This is a genomic window from Jatrophihabitans sp. (assembly GCF_035474675.1).
GTDB lineage: Bacteria > Actinomycetota > Actinomycetes > Mycobacteriales > Jatrophihabitantaceae > Jatrophihabitans_A.
In genome coordinates, this window is record NZ_DATINC010000071.1 from 1 (window position 1) to 17489 (window position 17489).

Annotated in this window: 17 protein-coding genes; 1 reads left to right on the forward strand and 16 read right to left on the reverse strand. The window is 72.8% G+C overall.

All coding sequences use genetic code 11. From position 1 onward, the window contains the following. The 11 genes from VLJ82_RS08585 to hisD form a co-directional block, all read right to left on the reverse strand. Window positions 1–722: response regulator transcription factor (locus tag VLJ82_RS08585; RefSeq protein WP_408662923.1), on the reverse strand; the 722-nt coding region annotated here is incomplete at its 3' end. Window positions 723–784: 62 nt separating this feature from the next. After that, window positions 785–1279, reverse strand: coding sequence for a hypothetical protein (locus VLJ82_RS08590; protein WP_408662924.1), 495 nt, complete (start codon window positions 1277–1279; stop codon window positions 785–787). A gap of 69 nt (window positions 1280–1348) precedes the next feature. Then, window positions 1349–2650: an MFS transporter gene (locus tag VLJ82_RS08595; protein WP_408662925.1), complete on the reverse strand. Its 1302-nt coding sequence runs from the start codon at window positions 2648–2650 to the stop codon at window positions 1349–1351. 88 nt (window positions 2651–2738) lie between these two features. Then, window positions 2739–4220, reverse strand: a complete 1482-nt coding sequence (locus tag VLJ82_RS08600; protein ID WP_408662926.1) for a neutral zinc metallopeptidase — start codon at window positions 4218–4220, stop codon at window positions 2739–2741. Between the two features lie 141 nt (window positions 4221–4361). Beyond that, the gene (hisF, locus tag VLJ82_RS08605) at window positions 4362–5147 is read right to left on the reverse strand and encodes an imidazole glycerol phosphate synthase subunit HisF (protein ID WP_408662927.1); all 786 of its coding nucleotides are present in this window, start codon (window positions 5145–5147) and stop codon (window positions 4362–4364) included. A gap of 3 nt (window positions 5148–5150) precedes the next feature. Continuing rightward, window positions 5151–5942: a bifunctional 1-(5-phosphoribosyl)-5-((5-phosphoribosylamino)methylideneamino)imidazole-4-carboxamide isomerase/phosphoribosylanthranilate isomerase PriA gene (priA, locus tag VLJ82_RS08610; RefSeq protein WP_408662928.1), complete on the reverse strand. Its 792-nt coding sequence runs from the start codon at window positions 5940–5942 to the stop codon at window positions 5151–5153. After that, on the reverse strand, window positions 5939–6277 hold the full coding sequence (locus VLJ82_RS08615; RefSeq protein ID WP_408662929.1) for a hypothetical protein: 339 nt from the start codon (window positions 6275–6277) through the stop codon (window positions 5939–5941). The genes priA and VLJ82_RS08615 overlap by 4 nt, the downstream gene beginning before the upstream one ends. A gap of 28 nt (window positions 6278–6305) precedes the next feature. Beyond that, window positions 6306–6920, reverse strand: coding sequence for an imidazole glycerol phosphate synthase subunit HisH (gene hisH / locus VLJ82_RS08620; RefSeq protein WP_408662930.1), 615 nt, complete (start codon window positions 6918–6920; stop codon window positions 6306–6308). A 10-nt stretch (window positions 6921–6930) separates the two neighbouring features. Beyond that, window positions 6931–7533 carry an imidazoleglycerol-phosphate dehydratase HisB gene (hisB, locus tag VLJ82_RS08625; RefSeq protein ID WP_408662931.1) on the reverse strand — a complete coding sequence of 201 codons (603 nt, stop codon included), beginning with the start codon at window positions 7531–7533 and terminating at the stop codon, window positions 6931–6933. Next, window positions 7534–8724: a histidinol-phosphate transaminase gene (locus VLJ82_RS08630; protein WP_408662932.1), complete on the reverse strand. Its 1191-nt coding sequence runs from the start codon at window positions 8722–8724 to the stop codon at window positions 7534–7536. Further along, window positions 8721–10028 carry a histidinol dehydrogenase gene (gene hisD, locus VLJ82_RS08635; protein ID WP_408662933.1) on the reverse strand — a complete coding sequence of 436 codons (1308 nt, stop codon included), beginning with the start codon at window positions 10026–10028 and terminating at the stop codon, window positions 8721–8723. Before hisD ends, VLJ82_RS08630 begins: the two co-directional genes overlap by 4 nt. A 96-nt stretch (window positions 10029–10124) precedes the next feature. Here hisD and VLJ82_RS08640 point away from each other — a divergent pair, with 96 nt between their 5' ends. Beyond that, window positions 10125–10856, forward strand: a complete 732-nt coding sequence (locus VLJ82_RS08640; RefSeq protein WP_408662934.1) for an LON peptidase substrate-binding domain-containing protein — start codon at window positions 10125–10127, stop codon at window positions 10854–10856. 88 nt (window positions 10857–10944) lie between these two features. Here the strand turns inward: VLJ82_RS08640 and VLJ82_RS08645 are convergent, their stop codons facing one another. The 5 genes from VLJ82_RS08645 to dnaE all read right to left on the reverse strand — a co-directional run. After that, window positions 10945–11493: a hypothetical protein gene (locus tag VLJ82_RS08645; RefSeq protein ID WP_408662935.1), complete on the reverse strand. Its 549-nt coding sequence runs from the start codon at window positions 11491–11493 to the stop codon at window positions 10945–10947. After that, a complete protein-coding gene (locus VLJ82_RS08650) occupies window positions 11490–12782 on the reverse strand; it encodes an amidohydrolase family protein (RefSeq protein WP_408662936.1) in 1293 nt (430 codons plus the stop codon). The genes VLJ82_RS08645 and VLJ82_RS08650 overlap by 4 nt, the downstream gene beginning before the upstream one ends. Before the next feature lie 151 nt (window positions 12783–12933). After that, window positions 12934–13737: an alpha/beta fold hydrolase gene (locus VLJ82_RS08655; RefSeq protein WP_408662937.1), complete on the reverse strand. Its 804-nt coding sequence runs from the start codon at window positions 13735–13737 to the stop codon at window positions 12934–12936. Between the two features lie 173 nt (window positions 13738–13910). Further along, complete coding sequence (locus tag VLJ82_RS08660) at window positions 13911–14525, reverse strand: hypothetical protein (RefSeq protein WP_408662938.1); 615 nt, start codon at window positions 14523–14525, stop codon at window positions 13911–13913. A 67-nt stretch (window positions 14526–14592) separates the two neighbouring features. Next, the coding region (gene dnaE, locus VLJ82_RS08665; protein WP_408662939.1) for a DNA polymerase III subunit alpha at window positions 14593–17489 on the reverse strand (2897 nt) is incomplete at its 5' end.

The following is a 17489-nucleotide window of genomic DNA, read 5'->3' on the forward strand; positions in this document are numbered from 1 at the left end:
GCCTTGATGACGTAGCCGGCGCCGCGCACCGTGTGGATCAGCTTGGGCTCGACGTGGTCGATCTTCTTGCGCAGGTAGCCGATGTAGAGCTCGACGATGTTGGACTGGCCCTGGAAGTCGTACTTCCACACCCGGTCCAGGATCTGCGCCTTGGACAGCACCACCCGCTCGTTGCGCATCAGGTAGCGCAGCAGCTCGAACTCGGTGGCGGTCAGGTGCACCTCCTCGCCGGCCCGGGTCACCTCGTGGCTGTTCTCGTCGAGCTCGAGGTCGGCGACCCGCAGCACGCCGTCCCGGTCGGCCTCGGCCTGGGTGCGGCGCAGCACCGCGTTCACCCGGGCCAGCAGCTCCTCGACGCTGAACGGCTTGACCACGTAGTCGTCGGCCCCGGAGCGCAGCCCGGCGACCCGGTCGTTGGCCCCGTCCCGGGCGGTCAGGAAGATCACCGGGACGGCGGAGCCGGCCGCCCGCAGGTGCTGCAGCACGGCGTGCCCGTCCAGGCCCGGCATCATCACGTCCAGCACCACCAGGTCGGGGTCGTACTCGGCCACCGCGGCCAGCGCGGAGTGGCCGTTGTCGGCGGTCACCGCCTCGTAGCCGTCGAAGCGCAGCGCCGAGGCGACCAGGTGCACCACGTTCTCCTCGTCGTCGACCACCAGCACCCGGCGCTTGGTGCGCGGCGCGGTCTGGGTGCTGGCAGCGTGGGATACCGAAGTCGACATTCGCTCAGGGTCGCGCGGCACGCTGGGCACCTCCTTAGCTTTCCCTGTGAACGAGCTGTGCGCTAGCCCGGTCGGCCCGCCGAGGGCTCGGAAGGCTCCGCGCGGTCGTGCCGGCCGGCCTGTCCGAACAGCACCTGCTGGCCGCCGCGGCTGGCCACCCACAGCCAGGACGGCGGCAGGAAGGTCAGTACCAGCGCCAGCAGCGCGGCCGCCAGCACCACGGCCGGCACCTGCGGCTCACCGGAGGCCGAGTCCAGCAGCAGGTCCAGGGCGGCGCCGGCGGTGATCAGCTGGCCCAGCACGAACACCCAGCGGTCGTAGCCGTTGAGCAGCCGCCCCATCCCCCACAGCACCAGCAGCAGGAAGGCCAGCGCGACCAGGCCCGCCACCAGCTCACCGGACCGGCTGCCGGTGATGTCGGGCTGGTCGGGCTGGACGAAGGCGCCGTGCACGATGAACAGGAACGCGTAGACGATCAGGAACGGCACCACCACGGTGCCGGCCGCCACCGCCCCGATCACGGTGGGCGGCGTCCGGTTGGGGTCCAGCTCGCTCATCGCCTGCTCTCCTGCCTCCCTCGCCAGAGCGCGGTCCGGCCCGACCGGCTGGAAGTGCCGACAGTGAACCTAGCCTGCGGCCAACCCCGGTGCCGCGCAACCGGGCCGGGCCGCCGCGGTCCGCTCCAGCCGTCCGGACAGCAGCGCGACGCCCAGCCCCGCCAGCGCCAGCAGCGCGCCCACCCGGCTGGGCCACTCGTAGCCCAGCCCGTGGTCGAGCACCAGCCCGCCGATCCACGCGCCGAGGGCGTTGGCCAGGTTGAGGGTGGAATGGTTCAGCGCGGCGGCCAGCGACTGGCCGTCGCGGGCCACGTCCATCAGCCGGGTCTGCAGCATCGGCACCAGCACCGAGCCGGTGACCCCGAAGACGAAGACGGCCAGCACCGCGCCGGGGACGGTGCGCACCGCGTAGCCGAACCCGAACAGCACCACCGCGGTGGCGAGCAGGGCGCCGTACAGGCCGGGCATCAGCGACCGGTCGGCCAGCCGGCCGCCGAGCAGCACCCCGGCCGTCATGCCGGCGCCGTAGACGGCCAGCAGGCCGGTCACCGCGGTGGCGCTGACTCCGGCCAGCGTGGTCATGGTCGGGGTGATGTAGGAGTAGGTGGCGAACATGCCGCCGAAGCCGACCGTTCCGGTCAGCAGCGCCAGCCACACCTGGCCGTGCCGCAACGCGCTGAGCTCGGTGCGGATGGTCAGGCCCGGTTCGGCCGGTCGCGCCGGGATCCACAGCAGCACCGCGGCCAGGGTCAGCATGCCGAGCACCCCGACCAGCCCGTACGGCCAGCGCCAGCCCCACTGCTGGCCGATCAGCGTGGTCAGCGGCACCCCGACCACGTTGGCCACGGTCAGCCCGGCCAGCATCATCGACACCGCCCAGGCCCGCCGGTTCGGCGGCACCAGGGACGCGCCGACCAGCGCGCCGATGCCGAAGAACGCCCCGTGCGGCAGGCCGGACAGGAACCGGGCCACCAGCAGGGTGCCGTAGCCCGGTGCCAGCGCGGAGGCCAGGTTGCCGAGCGCGAAGGCGGCCATCAGCCACCAGAGCAGTCGCTTGCGGGGCAGCCGGGCGCCGAACGCGGCGATCACCGGCGCGCCGATCACCACCCCGAGGGCGTAGGCGGAGATGACATGGCCGGCCTGCGGAATGGAGATCCGGACCCCGCCGGCGATGTCGGGCAGCAGGCCCATCGAGACGAACTCGCCGGTCCCGATGGCGAATCCGCCGATCGCCAGGGCGAAGATGGCCAGCGTCGCGTGCCGGCTGGGGGCGCTCGCGGGGGTCGGCAGGTCGGCGGTGGCGGCACGGGTCACGTGTCGTTGCAGCACCCGGGCGGCGCCGGTTGTTCCCGACGGAGGCCTGGCCGGCATCCAAGGCTGGTTGCCTGTGTGTGATACCCACTGGTCGTCCTGACGACCGGTGGGTATCACACACACAGCGACAGTCAGGTTAAGCCGCTCAGCAGGACGGCAGGCCGCCGAAGTAGCCCTTGGTGAACTGCTGGATGCGCTGCAGCGCGGTGGTGTCGTGCGCCCCGTACGCCTGGTCCGAGGGCACCAGCTTGATCACCGCCGAGGTGGCCTCGTCCATGTCCGGCGGCGAGAGCTGGAAGCTCTGCGTGTCGCCGGTGTTGATCGAGGCGGTGAACGCGCCGCTGTAGCAGCTGGCGGCCAGCAGCGCGTCCCGGTCGGCGGTGGCGGCACCGAACAGCTGGGCGCGCACCGCCATGCTCCAGCCGTAGACGAACAGCATGCCGAGCGAATAGTCGGCCGGCGCATCGTCGACCAGCGTCACCTTGCCGGTGCGCTCGTCGATCCGCTTGTCCGGCAGGCTGTTGTAGGCCTGCCGGGCGAAGGAGTCGGTGAAGGTGACGACATTGCCGTCCGGGCAGTAGTCGAAGTCGCTGGCCTGCTTGCCCGAGCAGCTCGGGTCCCCGTCCTCCTGCCGGACGCCCACCTCGCGCCACTGCTTGTCGGCCGAGGCCGCGGCCTGGGTCCAGAACCGGTTGAGCACCTGCTGCAGGCTCGACTGGTCCGGCGAGTCCGGCGTCGGGTCGATGATCTGGGCGTAGGGCAGGTTGCCGCGCTGTAGGTAGTCGACGTCGGAGGTGAACGGCCGCTCGGTGAACTGCCGCTGCGCGAACTCCTCGCCGAAGCAGTAGCCGACCCCGTTGGCGATCCCGTCGGCCATCGCCGACAGCCGGTCGAAGCCGTTGCCGTGCGAGATCTGCCGGACGCTGACCGGCGGCGGGTCGCGTACCTGCAGGTAACCCAGCAGGGTGCTCTCCAGCTGCTTCTGGTCCACCGACACGTGCGCCGTCCTGCCCTGCTGGGCGGTGTGGATGAACGCGCCGGACGCACAGTCGGCCTGGGTCTCGGTGAAGATGGTCGGCTGGGAGCCTGCGTCGGAACTGGAGTCGAAGCTGCCCAGCCGCTGCTGGACGACATGTGCCCACTCGTGCGCGATCACCGCGGTGATCATGAACACCCCGTACTTGTCGGCCAATCGGGCGACCAGGTGGTCGGGGCTGCGGTCATAGACCACCGAGTCGTCGGCGGTGCAGTAGAAGGCGTTGTTCTGCGCGCTCTCCGGGTCCTGGCGCAGGCAGGCGTTGCGCTGCCGCAGCGCGGTGCTGACGTCGGCGCCGTCGACGGAGTAGATCCCGCCGCGCACCTCCGGGTAGGGCCGACCGCCGGAGATCGTCGGGTAGTTGGTGCGCCAGAACGCCTGGACGTCGGTGATGGCGTTCTTGACCTCCTGGTCGAACCGGCTGTGCCCGTCGTTGACCACTTCCAGCGACGCGTTCGGCTGCGCCCGGCCGGCCGAGCCGGACGGCGAGCCGGTGTCGTTCGGCAGCTCGAGGGAGACGTCGCAGGACGACAGCACCAGGATCAGCGGCAGCAGCACTGCCGCCAGTGCCGATCGGAGGGTGCGGGTCACGGCAGGCTCCCGGCTGGAAGACCGCCGGCCGAGGCTGGCCGGCGGCGCCCGTCGGGCGGGCAATTTCACGCTACCTGCGCCCGCCGCGGCCCGACGAGGTCGGCCTGCGGGTACACAGCCAGTCCTCACCGTGGCGTGTGGTCAGCCCTGCCCGGCGGGATCCAGCAGCCGGACCGGCAGCCCGGCCGCGGCCAAGCCGCGCTTGACCTCGCCGATGCTGGTCTGCCGGTAGTGGAAGATGCTGGCCGCCAGCACCGCGTCCGCGCCGGCCGCCACCGCCGGCGGGAAGTGCCCGACCTCGCCGGCGCCGCCGCTGGCGATCACCGGCACCGACACCACCGCCCGGACCGCGGAGATCAGCTCGGTGTCGAAGCCGGCCCGGGTGCCGTCGGCGTCCATCGAGTTCAGCAGGATCTCCCCCGCCCCGAGCTCGGCGGCCCGGGCGGCCCATCGCAGCGCGTCGATGCCGGTCCCCCGCCGGCCGCCGTGCGTGGTCACCTCGAAGCCGGACTCGGTGGCCGCCGCCCGCCGCGCGTCCACCGACAGCACCAGCACCTGCCGGCCGAACCGGTCGGCGATCTCGGCCAGCAGCTCCGGACGGGCGATCGCGGCGGTGTTCACCCCGACCTTGTCGGCACCGGCGCGCAGCAGCGCGTCGACGTCGGCCACCGAGCGCACCCCGCCGCCCACCGTCAACGGGATGAACACCTGCTCGGCGGTGCGCGAGACCACCTCCAGGGTGGTCTGCCGGCCGGCCGCCGAGGCGGTGATGTCGAGGAAGGTCAGCTCGTCGGCGCCCTCCCGGTCATAGCGGCGGGCCAGCTCCACCGGGTCGCCGGCGTCGCGCAGGCCAGTGAAGTTCACGCCCTTGACCACCCGGCCGGCCGCGACGTCCAGGCAGGGGATGACACGGACCGCGACGGCCACTTCTCAGGCCCCGGGACCGGCGGTGCCGTCGTCCGGGCCGGCGGTGCCGTCGTCCTGGCCGGCCTCGGCCGCGGTGGCTACCGTGGCCAGCGCCTCGGGCAGCGTGAAGGCCCCGGCGTAGAGCGCCTTGCCGACGATCACGCCCTCCACGCCGGCGCCGCGCAGGCCGGCCAGCTCGCGCAGGTCCGCCAGCCCGGACACCCCACCGGAGGCCACCACCGGCCGGTCGGTGGCCGCGCACACCGAGCGCAGCAGGTCCAGGTTCGGACCGGTCAGGGTGCCGTCCCGATGCACGTCGGTCACCACGTACCGGGCGCAGCCGTCGGCGTCCAGCCGGGCCAGCGTCTCGTAGAGGTCGCCGCCCTCGGAGGTCCAGCCGCGGGCAGCCAGCGTGGTGCCCCGGACGTCCAGGCCGACCGCGATCCGCTCGCCGTGCCGGGCGATCGCCGAGCGCACCCAGTCCGGGGACTCCAGCGCCGCGGTGCCCAGGTTCACCCGGGCGCAGCCGGTGGCCAGGGCCGCCGCCAGCGACTCGTCGTCTCGGATGCCGCCGGACAGCTCCACCGCCACGTCCAACCGGCCGACCACCTCGGCCAGCAGCTCGCGGTTGCTGCCCCGGCCGAACGCGGCGTCCAGGTCGACCAGGTGCACCCACTCTGCACCGTCGGCCTGCCAGGCCAGCGCCGCCTCCAGCGGGCTGCCGTAGCCGGTCTCGGTGCCGGCCTCGCCCTGCACCAGCCGCACCGCGGTGCCGCCGGCGACGTCGACGGCGGGCAACAGCACCAGCGGGGTCATCTCCTGCTCCGATCTCCGAACGCCACCGCCAGCGCCGGGACGGCGATCGCGGACACCAGCAGCACCCCGACCACCATGGCGACCGAGCGGCTCATCAGGTAGGTCAGCACCGCCACCACCAGCAGCGCCGAGGCGATGACGGCCCGGCGCTCCTTGCGGCGCGCACTCAGCGGTGACCGCGGCGAGCGGTCCGGACGCCGGCCCAGCAGCGCCTGCCAGCGGGCCCGGCGCCGGCGCCGGTCGGCCTCGGTGGCCAGCCGCTGCCGGTGCTCGGCCAGCCGCCGCTCGGTCAGCGCCTGCCGCTCGGCGCGCCGGCGGGCCCGTTCCTTGCTCATCGCGTTACCGGCTGCCGCGCGGCGCGCCTCACAGCGTGCCCAGCCAGTTGGCCAGCAGCTCGGCACCGGCGTCCCCGGACTTCTCCGGGTGGAACTGGGTCGCCGACACCGGGCCGGCCTCCACCGCGGCCACGAACGGCTCGCCGTGCTCGGCCAGCGTGACCGCGCATCCCGGTCGGCCGGCGCCGGGGTGCACCGCGTAGGAGTGCACGAAGTAGTACCGGGTGCCCTCCGCCATCCCGGCGAACAGCACCGAGTCCTTCGGCGGGCGCACCGTGTTCCAGCCCATGTGCGGGATCACCGGGGCGGCCAGCGGCTCCACCCGGCCGGGCAGCAGGCCCAGGCCCGGCGTCTCGACGCCGTGCTCGACACCGGCGGCGAACAGCACCTGCATGCCGACGCAGATGCCGAGCACCGGCCGGCCGGCGCGAACCCGTTCGGCGAGGATCTGCTGCGCCCGAACCTGGCGCAGCCCGGCCATGCAGGCCGCGAACGCCCCGACGCCGGGCACCACCAGGCCGTCCGCCTCGACCGCGGCGGCCGGATCGGCGCTCAGCCGCACCTCGGCACCGACCCGTTCCAGCGCCCGGACCGCCGACCGGACGTTGCCCGAGCCGTAGTCCAGCACGGTCACCCTGCTCATCGGAGCACCGCTACAGCACGCCCTTGGTGGACGGCACGCCCGGCTGGCGCGGGTCCGGTTCCACCGCCGCGCGCAGCGCCCGGGCCACCGCCTTGTACTGCGCCTCGGTGATGTGGTGCCAGTCCCGGCCGGCCTGCACCATGACGTGCAGCGTCACCCGGGCGGCGGAGGTGAAGGACTCGAAGACGTGCCGGGTGAGGGTGGTGGCGTACGGGGTGCCGCTGCCGAGCAGGTAGGGCGGCGCCCCGGCAGGCTCGGTGTGCACCAGGTACGGCCGGCCGGACAGGTCCACCGCGGCCGACACCAGCACCTCGTCCATCGGGATCACGGCGTCGCCGAAGCGCCGGGTGCCGGCCTTGTCGCCGGCCGCCACCGCGAAGGCCTGGCCGAGCGCGATGGCGGCGTCCTCCACGCTGTGGTGGGCGTCGATGTGCAGGTCGCCGTCGACGTGCACCACCAGGTCGAACAGGCCGTGCTTGGCGAACGAGCCGAGCATGTGGTCGAAGAAGCCGACCCCGGTGCTGACGTCGGCCCGGCCGGAGCCGTCCAGGCCGATCTCGACCAGCACCTTGGTCTCGGTGGTGCTGCGCTCGATGCGTCCGGTGCGGTTCACTCAGCGGCCCTCCTCGTTCGATCCGGGGCGGTGGTGACCCGGAACGTCCTGCAATTCTCGAAAGTTCTTTCGCTCGATCTGATCGTGCGCGATCAGGTCGCTGCCGAGCAGATCGGTCAAGGCGGCGCGGAAGGCGGCCATCTCCCCGGCGGTGCCGATCGACACCCGGAGCCAGCCGTCCGGGCCGGTCTCACGGACCAGCACGCCGCGCTCGACCAGGCCCTGCCATACCGCGTGCCGGTCGGCGAAGGTGCCGAACAGCACGAAGTTGGCCTCGGAGTCCGGCGCCTGCAGCCCCTGCTCGCGCAGCCAGCGCACCGTGGCGTCGCGTTCGGTGCGCAGCGCCTCCAGCGCGGCCTGCAGCTCGCCGCTGTGCGCCAGCGCCGCCAGCGCGGTCGCCTGGCTGACCGCGGACAGGTGGTAGGGCAGCCGGACGATCCTCAAGCCGTCCACCACCTCGGCCGAGGCGGCCAGGTAGCCCAGCCGGCCGCCGGCCAGCGCGAACGCCTTGCTCATGGTGCGGGTGACCACCAGCTGCGGGTGGTCGGCCAGCAGCTGCACCGCGCTGGGCACGCCGGCCCGGCGGAACTCGGCGTAGGCCTCGTCGACGACCACCAGGCCGGGCGCGGCGTCCAGCACCGCGCGCAGCTGCTCGGGTGGCAGGGCCGTGCCGGTCGGGTTGTTCGGCGAGGCGAGCAGCAGCACCGACGGCTGCACCCGTTCGATCAGCGGCAGCGCCTGGTCGAGGTCGAGACTGAAGTCGGCGGCCCGCCGGCCGGTCACCCACTCGGTGAAGGTGTTGCGCGCGTACTCCGGATACATCGAGTACGTCGGGGCGAACGACAGCGCGGTGCGTCCCGGGCCGCCGAAGGCCTGCAGCAGCTGCTGCATGACCTCGTTCGAGCCGTTGGCCGGCCACACCTGCTCCGGCCCCAGCCGGGCCCCGGACTCGGCGTGCAGGTAGTCGGCCAGCGCCGAGCGCAGCTGGGCGCACTCCCGGTCGGGGTAGCGGTTCAGCCCGGCCGCCGCGGCAGCCACCGCGGCCGCGATCGCCGCGACCACCCCGGCCGGCGGCGGGTAGGGGTTCTCGTTGGTGTTCAACCGCACCGGCACGTCCAGCTGCGGCGCGCCGTAGGGCTCTTGGCCGGCCAGCTCCGGACGCAGCGGCAGCCGGTACAGCGCCCCGGTCATGCCGGCGTCATCCGGACCCGGACCGCGTCGCCGTGCGCCGGCAGGTCCTCGGCCTCGGCCAGCGCCAGCACGTGCGGGGCCACCTCGGCCAGCGCCGCCCGGCTGTAGTCCACCAGGTGCACGCCGCGCAGGAACGACTGCACGCTCAGCCCGGAGGCGTGCCGGGCGGTGCACCCGGTCGGCAGCACGTGGTTGGACCCGGCGCAGTAGTCGCCCAGCGAGACCGGCGAGTGGGCGCCCACGAACACGCAGCCGGCGTGCCGGACCCGCTCGGCCCACTTGCGGGCGTCCACGGTGAGCACCTCCAGGTGCTCGGCGGCGTAGGCGTTGACCACCTCCAGGCCCTGTTCCAGGTCGGCCACCAGCACGATCGCCGACTGCGGCCCGGTCAGCGCGGTGCGCACCCGGTCCCGGTGCCGGGTGGTGGCCACCTGCCACTCCACTTGGGCAAGGACCGCGTCGGCGAGGTCGGCCGAGTCGGTGACCAGCACCGAGGCCGCCGACGGGTCGTGCTCGGCCTGGCTGATCAGGTCGGCAGCCACGTGGGTGGGGTCGGCGTGCCGGTCGGCCAGGATGGCGATCTCGGTCGGCCCGGCTTCGGCGTCGATGCCGATCACCCCGCGCAGCAGCCGCTTGGCCGCCGCCACGTAGACGTTGCCGGGACCGGTGACCAGGTCGACCGGCTCGATGCCGAGCTCGGCGTCGCCGTAGGCCAGCAGCGCGATCGCCTGGGCGCCGCCCACCGCGTACACCTCCTCGACGCCGAGCAGCGCGCAGGCGGCCAGGATCGCCGGGTGCGGCAGGCCGGACCCGCGCTGCGGCGGCGAGCAGACCGCCAGCGACGGCACCCCGGCCACCTGGGCCGGGACCACGTTCATCACCACCGAGGACGGGTAGACCGCGATGCCACCGGGGACGTAGAGGCCCACCCGATCGACCGGGATCCACTTCTCGGTCACGGTGGCGCCGGGCCCCACCTCGACGTCGGTGACCCCGCGGCGCTGCTCGGCGTGCACCACCCGGACCCGCCGGACGGATTCCTCCAGGGCAGTGCGGACCGGGGCGGGGAGTTCGTCCAGCGCCCGGGCCAGCGCCTCGGCAGGCACCCGCGGGTCGGGCACGTCCACCCCGTCGAAGCGGGCGGTGGCCTCCCGGGCACCGGCGTAGCCCTGCTCGCGCACCGCCCGGACCACCGGGCTGACCGCCTCCAGCGCGGCGCTGACGTCCAGCGCCGCCCGCGGCAGCAGCCGGCGCAGCTGGGCGGAACTGGCGGCGGTGCCGGACAGGTCGAGAAGGCGGAGCACGTAGCCAGTCTAGTTCCGCGGGCGCGGGTCACCGCCCGGTGCGAAAGGCCGGCCGGACGCCGCGCAATTGGGGTGCAACCGCCGTACCGTGGGCGAGTGCCTCCTCCGAGCCCAGGCGATGCCTCGGGCGACGCTTCGGGTCAGGCCTCGGGCCCTGCCGAGGTGCTGCCGCTGTTCCCGCTGGGAACGGTGCTGGTGCCGGGCATGCGGCTGTCACTGCACGTCTTCGAGCCGCGCTACCGCCAACTGGTCGCCGACCTGCTCGGGGCCGAGGAACCGGGAGCGCCGGAGTTCGGGGTGGTGGCGCTGCGGCAGGGCTGGGAGGTCGGCGAGCTCGGCGAGGTCCACCGGATCGGCACCTCGGCCCGGGTGACCGGGGTGCTGCCGCACCCGGACGGCCGCTGCGACCTGGCCGCGATCGGGGAACGCCGGTTCGTGATCGAGGCGCTGGACGCCGCCAGCAAGCCCTACCTGCTGGGCACCGTCCGGTGGCTGGCCGAGCCTGCGGGCGAGCTGGGACCGGAGCTGGCGGACTCGGTGCGGCGGGCGCTGGAGCTGCACCTGCGCACCCTGGTCGCGTTGCACGCCGACCCCGGGGTGGCCGGCGAGTTCGCCGCGGCGGCGGACGACCCGCTGGCGCTGTCCTACGCGGTGGCGAGGCTCCCGTCGCTGCCGCTGGCCGACCGCCAGGCGCTGCTCACGATGGCCGACACCGCCGCCCGGTTGCAGGCCGGCCGCAGCGTGCTGCGCCGCGAGACCGAGCTGCTGCGCCAGTTGCGGGCGGTGCCGATCAGCGCGGCGACCTTCCGGCGGCCGGGGGCCAGCTGAGCTCGGCCGGGTCCTCTGCGGTCTCGGTCCTCTGCGGTCTCGGTCCTCTGCGGTCTGGGTCCTCTGCGGTCTGGGTCAGCGGGCTGGGTCAGCGGTCGGTCAGGTTGGCGTCGGCGCTCAGGCCGGCCAGCGCGGTGTAGACCAGCACCGCGAAGAAGGCCTGGACGGCCAGCGCGGGCAGCGAGTGCAGGCTCAGCTGCGGGTGGAAGGCGGAATCGACCCGCCGGGCCGGGCTGCCGCTGGGCAGCAGCTCGCCGGTGACGCGGGCCAGCACCGAGCTGAGCAGGCCGGCGGCCGCCAGCGCGGCCAGCACCACCGGGCCGCGCAGCGCTCGCAGCCGCCAGGCCACCAGGCCGAAGACCATCCCGACCCCGATGGACAGCAGCACGAACCGGCCGTCCCCGGCGACCTGGGACTCGCTCTCGTCCGGGATCACGAAGGCCGGCTTGCCGTCACCGCCGGACAGCAGGTACGAGACGGTCTGCGGCGCCAGCATGCGCCACGCCAGCCCGGCCAGCACGCCGGCCAGCAGCTGCGCGGCGACCAGCAGCGCCAGCGGCCGCCAGGACCGTGCGGTCGCTGCTGGGCCGTCGGGCTCGACGGCGGGCGCCGGACGGTCGGCGACGGCGTCGGTCATCGGTTCCCCTGGTCGGCGGTGGGCATGGTGGCCGGCTCGGCCGGTGCCGGCCGGACGGCCCGGCGGGTGGGCTCGTTGGGGCTAACGGTAAGCCGCCCGTCGGCGAACACCGCACCCGGCGTCCGCCACACCCCGGGCTCGACCAGCGGGCTGGCCGGCAGCAGCACCAGCGCGGCGGGCTCGCCGACGGTCAGCCGGCCGGTCCGCCGGCGCATCCCGGCCGCGCCGGCCGAGGACTCGGTGGCGGCCCGCAGCGCCCCGAGCCGGCCCAGCCCGGTGTTGGCCAGCCGGTCCAGCTCGCGCGGGTCGACCGCCGGGGCGGTGGCCGAGCGCCCGGAACAGGTGCCGTAGAGCAGCGGCACCCCGGCGGCGACCAGGTCGGCGGCGTTGGCCGCGGCGTCCCGGCCGAAGCCTTGGGAGAAGAACGCCTGCAGGGTGGAGGTGACCTTCATGCCGCTGGCGGCGATCCGCTCCACCAGCGGGGCCGGCAGCCGCTCGGTGGGGACGTGGGACAGCTCGTCCACGCCGGCGTCCAGCGCCCGGCCCACCAGTTCCACGGTCAGCGCGTGCGCCACTGTCGGCAGGCCGGTGTCGTGAGCGGCCGCCACCACGGCCCGGACCACCGCCGGGGGCAGCACCGGCCCGGCGGCCGGGCCAGCGTCGAGGCCCAGCATGATCAGGTCCGCGCCGTCGGCGGCCAGCCGTTGCACCACCCAACGGGCCTGGGCCGGCGAGTTCAGGTACTCGGCCGCTTCGGGGGCTTGCCAGCAGCCGGCCTGGTGGCCGCCCGGGGCGAGCAGCACCGGACCGCCTACCGCGACCACCGGCCAGCCGGGTGGCGGCGGCTGGTGGCCGGTCCGCCAGCGCAGCGCCAGGTTGAGCGGTGAGGCCAGGTCCCGGATGCCGACCAGCCCGGTTTCCAGACCCGTGGCGAGCGGGGTTCCGGCCTGTTGCTGGGTGGCGGCTGGTTGGCTCAGGTGCAGGTGGGTGTCGACGACGCCGGGCACCACCCAGTGGTTCACCCCGCCGAGCACCAGCAGGTCGCTGGGCAGGCCGGACCGTTCGGCCCGGATGTCGGCGATCCGCCCGGCGCCGTCCACCACCACCAGCCCGAAGCGGGGTTCGGTGTCGCCGCCGGCCCACACGGTGCCGACGAAGGCGACGCCGCGGCTGGGACCGGTGCCGCTCCGCAGCCGGCGCGGCCGGAACAGCCCCAGGCCGTTTCTGGCCCGGGCGGCCAGCCCAGCCGGCAGCCGCGGATCACGGCGGTCGGGCGGCTGGGAGGTCACCGTCCCATCTTCGCAAGGAGTGCGATCCGCACAAGGTGCCTCAGCGCTCCGTACTGTCGCCACTGGCCGGTCCACCATCCTGGGGCACTCGGGTGTCGGCTGCCGAATCGGCGGGCCCGATGCCGGCGGCTTCCGAGAAGGACGGCCGTGGTTATCCGACCGTCACGCCTGCACCGGACGAGCTCCGAGCAAGCCAGTCGCCGAGCAAGGGCGCGAGGAGATCCGGCCGCTCGTGCACAAGCGCGTGCCCGGCACCGTCGATCACTGCGAAGGTGGCCCGCGGATAGCGCTCCAGCAACTGGCAGGCGTCGGCATAGCCGGCCACCGCATCCCCACGGCCGGCCACGATCAGCGTCGGAGCCCAGAAGGTGCCCACCCCGACGTCGACCGGCCATCGGCTGAAGATGCGCCCCAGGGCGGGTTCGTCCACCAGGGCTGTTCCCGGCAGCACGTGGTCGCGGTAGCGGCGTGCGGTGGCCGGTGTGCGTACCACGAAGTACTCCTCGAAGCCCGATCGCTGGCTGGGTTCGAGTTCGGAGTAGGCGTCCGGATCGGACAGCACGGCGGTGTGGTCGGGCAGTTGCCCGGTGCGCTCGCCGACGGGGCACAACAGAGCCAGGCCGCGCACGACGTCGGGCCTGCGGGCAGCTATCCCCCGCGCCAGGTAGGCACCGTAGGAATGCCCCAGCAACATCACCGGTCCCGCATCCAAGCCGTCGATGAACGCGGCGAGCAACGTCACGACATCGTCGTTGCAGGTCAGGCCGTCAGCGGTCGAGCCTCCCATCCCCGGCAGGTCCGGGTAGATCCGCCGGTGACCCGCACCCACAGCGATGGTCTCGACCGCCACTTCGATCTCGCGGTGATCGACGCCGGCGCCGTGAAGTGCGACTAGTGGGACGCCGTGGCCGTGCTCGGTGTAGTTGATGACGACATCATGGACCCGTCGCTCCATGTCGACACCGTAGTGCCGTCCGGATGGTGGCCACGGCTCGATGCGAGGGACACTCGACCGCCTGAAGGGATGCGCGTTGCCACGTCGGTGGTGAGGTGCCCGGCCGGGCTTCCTGCTCCGCGTGGCCGGCACACGTTCCGGCGAGTTCTTCGACCCGGCAACCGGCTGGAAGCTCAGAAGCGGCCGGAGGGCATCTGGCGGAGCAGGATCTGCAGCTCGTCGACCTGGCTCGGCGGCACCACCTTGGTGAGGTCGATGCGGCGCAACGCGTCCAGCGTGCGGACCCGCCGGATCGGGCGGACCAGCCGCCAGGCGATCAGCAGCGGGGCCCACGGACTGCCCGGCAGCCCGACCCGGCGCAGTTCCCGCCGCAGGTCGCGGCGGGTCCTGGTGACCAGCGCCGCGACCCGGGGCTCCAGGGGTCCGAGCCTGCTCGCTCCGGACAACCGGCGGGCGAGTGCGTTCAGCATGCCGCGCACCGCGAAGATGACGAGGGCGAGCAGGCCCAGCAGCACCGCCAGCAGCTTCAGCTCACCCAGCCAGCTGAGCACCGCCAGCATCAGCACCGCGACACCGGTCCACTGCACCGCGTTGATGATCGAACTGCCGAGCGCCCGGGTCAGCAGGTAGCGCCGCAGCACCGCCTGGCTGGCCGCCGAGCCGGGCCCGATGTTGCCCACCTGGTACACCGGCCGCTCGTCGAACACCGGCCGTTCGCCGAACGGCGCCCGGGAGGACCCGTTACCGGTGAACCGCACCGGCCAGCGGGGCCGGATCTGCTCGCTCATACCCTTCTCAACGCTCGCCGGGCCCCACAAGTTTCCGGGCAAGCCCGCAAGCCAGGAGGGCAGCGGCCTAGCGAGTACCGGCCGGCTGGTCGAGCAGCGCGTTCGGTCCGAGCAACGCCTTGATGTCACCCATCAGGCCCTGGGACGGCGTCACCCGGTAGTCCGGCAGCTCGGTGCGCAGCCGCTGGCCGAACGTCAGCTGGATCTCGACCGGGGTCGGCCCCGGGTGCGAGCGCAGGATCTCCTTGAGGTTCTCCACGATCGCCGTGCGGCACTGCTGCTGGTTCATGGCCAGCCGCAACGGGCCGTCCATGCCCTTGGTCAGGTCGGGCAGCGTCAGGTCCGAGCCGATGATCCGGACGGTGTCCTCCCGGGCGTCCACCCGGCCGGTGACCACCACGATGGCGTCCTCGGTGATCTGCAGGCCCACCTGGGCGTAGGAGGCCGGGAAGAACAGCACCTCGACCGATCCTTCGAGGTCTTCCAGGATGACCTGCGCCCAGGCCTTGCCGTCCTTGGTCATCCGCCGGGTGACGCTGGACAGGATGCCGGCCACCGTCACCTTCTCGCCTTCCTTGACGGCCTCGGTCTGCAGGTCGGCGATGCTCACCTCGGCGGCGGTGCGCAGGATGTGCTCCACGCCGAACAGCGGGTGGTCGCTGACGTAGAGGCCCAGCATCTCCCGTTCGAAGTTCAGCAGCACGGACTTGTCCCACTCGCCCTCGGGCACCCGCACCGCGAACATGTCGCCGAGCCCCGAGTCCGCGGAGTCGTCACCGAAGCCGAACAGGTCGAACTGGCCGATCGCCTCGGCCCGCTTGGTGGACAGCACCGCGTCGATCGAAGCCTCGTAGACCTGGATCAGTCCCTTGCGGTGGTGGCCCAGCGAGTCGAACGCGCCGGCCTTGATCAGCGCCTCCACGGTGCGCTTGTTGCAGGCCAGCGCGTCGACCTTGCGCAGGTAGTCGGAGAAGTCGCTGAACCGGACGTTGGCCCTGCGGGCCGTGGTGATCGAGACCACCACGTTGCCGCCGACGTTGCGCACCGCCGACAGCCCGAACCGGATGTCGTTGCCGACCGGGGTGAAGTCGGCGTCGGAGGAGTTCACGCACGGCGGCAGCACCTTGATGCCCATCCGCCGGCACTCGGCCAGGTAGACGGCCATCTTGTCCTTGTCGTCCTTGACCGAGGTGAGCAGTGCCGCCATGTACTCGGCCGGGTAGTTGGCCTTGAGGAAGGCCGTCCAGTAGGACACCAGACCATAAGCTGCCGAGTGCGCCTTATTGAAGGCGTAGTCGGAGAACGGCACCAGGATGTCCCACAGCGTCTTGATGGCGTCCGCGGAGTAGCCGTTGGCCTGCATGCCGGCCGAGAACTTCTCGTACTGGGCGTCCAGCTCGGCCTTCTTCTTCTTGCCCATCGCCCGGCGCAGCAGGTCCGCAGCTCCCAGGGAGAAGCCGGCCACCTTCTGCGCGATGGCCATCACCTGCTCTTGGTAGACGATCAGGCCGTAGGTATCGCCCAGGATCTCGGCCAATGGCTCGGCAAGCTCGGGGTGGATCGGCACCACCGGTTTGCGGCCGTTCTTGCGGTCGGCGTACTCGTTGTGGGAGTTGGCCCCCATCGGCCCCGGCCGGTACAGCGCGCCGACGGCGGAGATGTCTTCGAAGTTGTCCGGGCGCATCGAGCGCAGCAGCGCCCGCATCGGCCCGCCGTCGAGCTGGAAGACGCCGAGGGTGTCGCCGCGGGCCAGCAGTTCGAAGGTCTTCGGGTCGTCCAGGCTCAGCTCCTCGAGGACGACCTTGACCTCGCGGTTGGTGGCGACGTTGTGCAGCGCGTCGTCGAGGACCGTCAGGTTGCGCAACCCGAGGAAGTCCATCTTGATCAGTCCGAGGCTCTCGCACGACGGGTAGTCGAACTGGGTGATGATGGCGCCGTCGGCCTCCCGGCGCATGATCGGGATCAGGTCGAGCAGGGGGTCGGAGGACATGATCACGCCGGCCGCGTGCACCCCCCACTGCCGCTTGAGGCCTTCCAGTCCCTTGGCGGTGTCGACGACCCGCTTGACCTCGGCGTCGGCCTCGTACAGCGCGCGGAACTCGCCGCCCTCGCCGTACCGGTTGTGGGTGGGGTCGAAGATCTTCGACAGCGGGACGTCCTTGCCCATCACCGGCGGTGGCATCACCTTGGTGATCCGGTCGCCCATCGCGAACGGGTAGCCCAGCACCCGCGCGGCGTCCTTGACCGCCTGCTTGGCCTTGATGGTGCCGTAGGTGACGATCTGGGCGACCCGCTCGTCGCCGTACTTGTCGGTGACGTAACGGATCACCTCGCCCCGCCGGCGCTCGTCGAAGTCGACGTCGAAGTCCGGCATCGAGACCCGGTCGGGGTTGAGGAACCGCTCGAAGATCAGCCCGTGCTGCAACGGGTCGAGGTCGGTGATCCGCATCGCGTAGGCCACCATGCTGCCCGCGCCCGAGCCACGGCCGGGGCCGACCCGGATGCCGTTCTCCTTGGCCCAGTTGATGAAGTCGGCCACCACCAGGAAGTAGCCGGGAAAGCCCATCTGGGTGATGACGCCGACTTCGAAGTCGGCACGCTTGCGGACCTCGCTCGGAATGCCGTCCGGGTAGCGCGAGTGCAGCCCGCGCTCGGTCTCCTTGACGAACCAGGAGGTCTCGTCCTCACCCGCGGGCACTGGGAACCGGGGCATGTAGTTGTGCGACTCGTCGAAGGCGATCTCACACCGTTCGGCGATGAGCAGGGTGTTGTCGCAGGCCTCGCGCAGCTCGTACTTGTCGGCCCACAGCGAGCGCATTTCGGCCGGCGACTTGAGGTAGAAGTCCTTGGCGTCGAACTTGAACCGGTTCTGGTCCTGCATGGTCTTGCCGGACTGGACGCACAGCAGCACCTCGTGGGCGTCGGCGTCCTCGGCCCGGGTGTAGTGCAGGTCGTTGGTGGCGA